Raw genomic sequence first — 5624 nt, forward strand, 5'->3', positions numbered from 1 at the left:
AGCCGCACCAGCTGAGCACGCGTCCGCTCGTCCAGCTCGTTGGTGGCGGTCGACCCGCAGACCGGCGGCGTCATCGCCTACGTCGGCGGTGGCCTTAACCCGACCGGGGGCGAGGACACCGGTTGGGGAACGGGCATCGACTACGCGACGAGCCTCCAGCAGCCCGGTTCCTCCTTCAAACCGTTCGTCACCCTCGCCGGACTCATGCAGGAGCGGGGCCTTGGCGAGTGGTACGAGTCACCTGACGTGATCGAACGCGAGGGCACCAGCTTCCGGAACTCCTCCAAGTGCGCGAGCACCACCTGGTGCACCGTGCGGGAGGCCACCGAGGTGTCGGCGAACACCCCGTTCATCGACATGGCGAACCAGTTCGGCACCAAGCGGGTGCGGGAGGCGGCGGTGCTCGCCGGCATCCCCGACGAGATCAACGGCGCCGAGACCATGGTGGAGCCGGGCAGCCAGGCCACCGCCCTCGGTATCGCCCTCGGCCAGTACCAGGTGCGCACCATCGACATGGCCGCCGCCTACGCCACCTTCGCGGCCGACGGCACCAAACGGGAGCCGCACTTCGTCACCAGCGTGATCTGGGAGGACACCGGCGAGGAGGTGCTCATCAACGAGGACGCGGTCGCGGGCGAGCCCGCCTTCGACAAGCAGGACACCGAACGGAACCGGCAGCTGGCCCGCAACCTGACCGAGAGCCTGCTGCCGGTCGCCGCCGCCAGCCAGCAGTCGCTGGCCGACGGACGCCCGGTCGCGTCCAAGACCGGAACCCACCAGTTCGGCAACACCACCGGCAACGCCAAGGCCTGGATGGTCGGCTACACCCCGCAGATCTCCACCGCCGTGTGGGTGGGTTCCGACCAGGAGCAGGAGATGCGGGACGCCGCCGGCAACCCGCTGTACGGGCGGACGGTGCCCTCCGACATCTGGCGCACGTTCATGGACGCCTACCTGGCGGACAAACCGGTGGAGGACTTCCCGCAGGCGGTCGGCATCGGCACCTACCAGGCGGGCCCCTCCCCCGAGGAGATCGAGGCCAGCCGCCAGGCCGAGGAGGAGGCAGAGCGCCGCCGCCAGGAGGAGGAAGAGGAGCGGGAGCGGGAGTCCGACACCCCGGATCCCAGCCACACCGACCAGGGGTCCACCGAGCCGGAGGACACCGACCAGCCCGATCCGGACCCGTCCGACGGCGACGAGGGGCCTGACCCCGGCGGCCCGCCGCCGGGGGACTGCGAGGAACGCCCGTGGGAGTGCCACGGGCAGGGTGACGGCTGGGGTGAGGGACCAGACCGGGGCAGCAGGGGCCAGGTGCTGAACAACTTCGGCTGGCGCTCGGACGACCCGCAACTCACGTCCAGCCCCGACCCCGTCAGCTGACCACGGGCCAGTCCAGGAACGGGCCGTTCGCCGCGCGCCGCGCGGGGGCGGCCCGTTCCCGTTCCCCCGGTCGCCCCCGCCCCCACTGGTCGTGGGGCTCGCCAGCGGCACCGGGTCCCCGCTCGCCCGAGCACCGCGACGGAGATCGGGCGTCGAAGCCGCTCCGGCCGATCCGGTGGTGCCCCGTCGGGCTGCGTCCAGCGGTCGAACGCCCCCGCCCCAGCCCCGGCCGAGCTGCCCCGTCTCCGCTCCTCCCGGGAGGCACGCTCATCCGCCACCCCACCGCGAGTGGTCGAGGCGGTGAACCCCTCCGGGTGCCCCGGCGGCCGACCGCTCGCCTACTCGGGCCGCGGGGGCACGACCGTGACATCGGACTTCCCCGCGCCGCTCCCCGACCGCATGGTGTCGGGGCGGGCGGAGCCACCATCGCGCCGGCGGCGGAACACCACCACGTCGGGGGCGTCGGCGAGCACCCCGCCGGTCGGGTCGTCGTCCCCGGAGGTCCGGACCCGGTCACGTCCCGGCCGGTAGATCTCCCACACCACCAGCACGCACAACCCGACGACGGCCAGGTCCCGCACCACGACCATGCCGAGGAACCAGTCCGGGGGGAGTCCCTTGTCGTCCACCCCGAGGTAGAAGAACATCCGGGGCACCCAGACCAGCGCGTCCACCGTCATCCAGGCCAGCAGCACCCGCCACCTCGGGAGCGCGAGCACGGCCAGCGGCACCAGCCACAGCGAGTACTGGGGGCTCCAGACCTTGTTGGTGAGCAGGAACGCGGCCACCACCAGGAACGCGAGCTGCGCGAGCCGAGGACGCCTCGACGCGGTCATCGCGACCCACGCGACGCCCGCGCAGCACCCCAGGAACAACAGGAGGCTGACGAGGTTCAACACCAGCGGCGCCTCGCCGGGGGAGAGCGGCCCGTCGAAACCGGGCCAGCCCGTGAAGTAGGAGACGACGTTGTACAGCGAGTCGGGGTCAGCCGGGCGTTCGGTGTTCAGCCGGAAGAACTCGCGCCACCCCTCGGGGTAGAGCAGCCAGATCGGAGCGTTGATCGCCAACCACGCGGCCGCGGCCGCCGCGGTGGCCCGCAACCCGTCCCCCACCTTCCCCGCTCGCAGGCAGAGCACGAGGAGTGGCCCGAGCAGGAACAGGGGGTACAGCTTCGCCGCCCCGCCCAGCCCGAGCAGGACCCCGGCCAGGACCGGGCGACGGCGGGCCCACGCCAACAGGCCGGCGGTCGCGAAGGCGGTCGCGAGCGTGTCGAAGTTCGTGAAGGCGTGCACGATGACCAGTGGTGACAGCGCTGCGATCGCGGCGTCCCACGGCCGGCGCCCGCTCAGCAGGAACAGCGCCCAGACGGTCACCAGCCAGCCGACCGCCAGCCACAGCACCGTGAGGTTGAAGAACACCGCGACGGGGAGGGCCGCGGGGAGCAGGCCGCTCTGCGCGACGGTGAGCCAGGCGTCGGTGAGCTTGGCGTTGACCCACTGGAACATCCCGGTCAGCACCGGGTACTCCATGTACCGGACCTGCTCGTCCGGCGTTCCCGCGTTCTCCGTCCAGCTGTCCCGGTAGGGGAAGGCGCCCTGGTCGAGGTGTTCGGCGGTGTAGAGCGGGACGATGTCGGAGTAGCACATGGCGACGTACTGCCGGTTGCCGCGCCAGTCGAGGAAGGCCTCCCCGTCCTGGACGAACTGCTGGATGCAGGCGGCCTTCGTGCCCCAGCCGAGGCAGAGGACGACGATCGCGAGCAGCAGCCCGACCCGCAGCGGGGACCAGAACCAGTGCCTCCCGATCACGGCGTGGCGGCCGAGGGGACCGCCGAACGGAGCGGCGGCCCGCCGCGCGAGCGGCTCCGTCCAGCTCGGCACGACCCTGGTCGACGGGGTCAGGGTGTCCTGGTCGACTCTCGCCCCGGCCGCCCGCCGCTGGCTGGCCCCGGAGCCGGAGTCCCGCTCCGGTGGGGCCGGTGGGTGCTGCTGACGCCGCTCGGGAGGGTTGGACACGGCCGGATGCTACGGGTTCCCGTCGCCAGGTGTTCCCCGAACGCGCCGCGCGGGTGGTGAACTATCGGCGGGCGGCACCGGGCCACTCGCGCAGTTCCTCCGGCACCTCCCGGGGAACGAACTCGTCCCGGCGGAGGCCGCGGAGGAACCGCCGCCACGCCATCCTGGTCACCAGCAGAACGGGTTCCCGTGGTCGTTTCGAGTCCCGGACACCGATGACACCGTCCCCGAACAGCACCTCCACGCAATCCCCGTCGCTGTGGCTGCTGCTGCGCCACCGGGGCCCGGCGGCTCCCGCCTGGTTCATCCCCACCACTCCCGTCGGGTCGGATCTCGTGTCCCGCGAACGTTCCCGACCGGAATCGTGAAACATATTTGCGATTGATCGCGAGCCGACGACCGTCCCTGGGTCGGACCACCCACCCGGGCCACACCAGCACCGCCGCTCCACCGGGACCCGCTAGGCTCGTGAACACCCGGGGCCGTGACGGGAACCTGCCCCCTTTCGGGCTAGGAAACGCACCCCTGAGCGGGGTCAGCACTGCCAACGGTTCACCCGTCAACAACACAACGTGAGCGAGGAAGGCCACCAAGGGCTTACGTAAATGGCGCTCATGGTCGACACTAGGACTCGGTGGCGCCGGCCTGGTACGCCCCCCGACCAGGCCTGCGCCGCCGCTACCTCACATCCTCCTGGTCCGCGCCACCGCCAGCGCCACCCTCGCCCGCCTCCGCCCGGACCCCGTCGTCCGCGCCAGCGCCCGTGGACGCGACGGCAGGGGCCGGCGTCCGACCCGGCACCGGCCCTCGGCGCAGCGGACGCGGCGCGGGTTCACCGTCCACTGTCGACCGGCTGTTGAGGAACACGAAGAACAACGCCAACAACAGGGCGGCCCGGCCCCAGACGCCGATCATGACCGCCTGCGGCGCGAAACCGTCGTAAATGGTCGGGGGCAACCCCCAGGTGGTGATGTAGTACCACCGGAAGATCCCGATCCCCATCGCCAGGTCCGCGACGAAGTAGGCGGCGATCCACTGCCACCGGACCCGCATGAGCACGAAGAACGGCAGCAACCACAGCGTGTACTGGGGTGAGTGCACCTTGTGCAGCAGCAGGAAGCCGCAGAGCATCGCGGCCGAGACCGCGATCCAGGGGTAGGTGCCCTCCCGCTGGAAACGCCGCCACCCCAGCCAGCAGGCGAGGGCGAACGAGGCCAGCATCAGGGTCGGCGACAGCACGTCCATCGCGGCCTGGAAGGCACCGTTGTCGGGGTTGGACCAGGGCCGGAAGCCCCAGTACCAGATCGAGTTCGTCGTCAGGTCGACCTTGCGGTTGCCCTGGAACTCGAAGGAGGCCCGCCACCCCTCGAAGCCGAGCAGCATGAAGGGCAGATTGACCAGCACGACGGTCACGACGGCCGCGAACGCCACCCGGAGGGCGCCGGCCGGGTCGAGCCGCCGGCCCGCCCGCCGCACCGAGGCGGGCAGCTCCCGGCCACCGGTACCCCCCGTCAAGACGTAGAGCAACAGGGGCAGGACGAAGACACCCGGGTAGATCTTGAAGGCGAACCCCAGCGCGAGCAGGACCGAGGCGACCAGCGCCCGGTCCGCCAGCGGCCGGTGCGCACCCCGTCTCCCCCAGCCCCGGTGCACGACGTACACGGCGGCGACCGCGCAGAGCACCACCGGCAGGTCCCAGTTGTGGAAGGCGTACAGCACGACGGGCGGCCCCAGTGCCCAGACGAGGGCTCGCCACCGGGAGAGACCGCCCAGCATCCACGCCGTCAGCAGGCCGAAGGGTGCCATCACGAGGGCCGACCCGAGCAGGAACTCGGCGTCGTTGTGGGCGAAGATCGCCCCGGCCCAGATGACCACGCCGGTCAGCACCGGGTACTCGACGGTGCCGCCCTCGGGCTGCCCGTACTCGTTCAGGCTGCCCTGGAGGTACGGGAAGACGTGCTTGTCGATGTCCCGGCCCAGCCAGAGGTGCTGGATGTCGGAGTAGCAGACGTCGCCGTCGATCCGCTCCTTGTACATCGGGCCGCTGCGCCCGTACTCGTCGAACTCGGGTCCCGTGCAGCGAGCCTTGTTGGCGTAACCGGCCAGCAGCGTCAGCCCGCTGAGCAGGACCACCAGCGCCAGCCCGTACCGGGTGAGCCGGTTGGCGGTGCTCAACCCCGCCAACCCGCGCGCCCGACCGGCCGGTCGGGTCCCGGTTCCGCCGGCCGC

At 71.6% G+C, this 5624-nt stretch carries 4 protein-coding genes; 1 reads left to right on the forward strand and 3 read right to left on the reverse strand.

From position 1 onward, the window contains the following. The first annotated feature begins 42 nt into the window (after window positions 1-42). Window positions 43-1380 (forward strand): penicillin-binding transpeptidase domain-containing protein, encoded by a 1338-nt coding sequence (locus ACTIDRAF_RS30000; protein WP_245533590.1) that lies wholly within the window; start codon window positions 43-45, stop codon window positions 1378-1380. 338 nt (window positions 1381-1718) lie between these two features. Here ACTIDRAF_RS30000 and ACTIDRAF_RS0219940 read toward each other — a convergent pair whose 3' ends face one another. From ACTIDRAF_RS0219940 to ACTIDRAF_RS30010, 3 genes are all read right to left on the reverse strand, one after another. Beyond that, entirely contained in the window at window positions 1719-3395 is a 1677-nt protein-coding gene (locus tag ACTIDRAF_RS0219940; RefSeq protein WP_016700486.1) for a glycosyltransferase family 87 protein, read from the reverse strand. A gap of 61 nt (window positions 3396-3456) precedes the next feature. Beyond that, the gene (locus ACTIDRAF_RS30005) at window positions 3457-3702 is read right to left on the reverse strand and encodes a DUF397 domain-containing protein (RefSeq protein WP_052168907.1); all 246 of its coding nucleotides are present in this window, start codon (window positions 3700-3702) and stop codon (window positions 3457-3459) included. Between the two features lie 371 nt (window positions 3703-4073). Next, window positions 4074-5579 carry a glycosyltransferase family 87 protein gene (locus tag ACTIDRAF_RS30010; RefSeq protein WP_425359130.1) on the reverse strand — a complete coding sequence of 502 codons (1506 nt, stop codon included), beginning with the start codon at window positions 5577-5579 and terminating at the stop codon, window positions 4074-4076. Window positions 5580-5624: the final 45 nt, after the last annotated feature.

The sequence above is a fragment of the Actinoalloteichus spitiensis RMV-1378 genome (assembly GCF_000239155.1).
GTDB classification, from domain to species: domain Bacteria; phylum Actinomycetota; class Actinomycetes; order Mycobacteriales; family Pseudonocardiaceae; genus Actinoalloteichus_B; species Actinoalloteichus_B spitiensis.

What these genes read in the sequence shown, in the direction of transcription:
- ACTIDRAF_RS30005 (WP_052168907.1), bottom strand. Translation starts at nt 3,702, where the DNA reads ATGAACCAGGCGGGAGCCGCCGGGCCCCGGTGGCGCAGCAGCAGCCAC.